1 pseudogene is annotated in these 447 nt (G+C 45.4%); it reads right to left on the bottom strand.

Annotated elements, in window-relative coordinates:
• Positions 1-373, bottom strand: a pseudogene (locus tag CWB78_RS18345) (group II intron reverse transcriptase/maturase); the annotation flags it as partial.
• Between the last annotated feature and the right edge of the window lie 74 nt (positions 374-447).

Raw genomic sequence — 447 nt, 5'->3', positions numbered from 1 at the left:
CTTGAGCAATAGCTTGTTGGATCACTCTGTCGATAACAGAAGGGATCCCAAGCATTCGCTCACCGCCATCGGGTTTGGGTATCATCACGCGTTTGACTGGCAAGGGTTGATAAGTGCCGCTAAGTAATTGTTGTTTAATACCCAGCCAATGTAACTTAGCGAAGTCATTAAATTCCTCAATACTCATATTATCAATACCCGCAGCCCCTTTATTGCGCTTAACATGTTGCCATGCTGCACCAATATTGTGGTTGCTCAGTACCCTTGCCATCAGGTCACGATCTGTTTGGTTGTATTCATTCGAGGTATTATTCACAGTCGAACGCTGTTCATCACTATCACAACACGGTGATCTATGTGAATTCAAGTTCATTTGTAGTATCTCCTCTGGTTAAGATGGTCAGGCCTTCACAGTGTCCCGGCCATTACGATGGGCGGTTGGCTACG

The organism is Pseudoalteromonas sp. S1612, assembly GCF_005887175.1.
GTDB classification, from domain to species: Bacteria; Pseudomonadota; Gammaproteobacteria; order Enterobacterales; family Alteromonadaceae; genus Pseudoalteromonas; species Pseudoalteromonas undina.
Note: the sequence above shows the minus strand (reverse complement) of the source record. Positions and strands in the feature narration are given on the sequence as shown.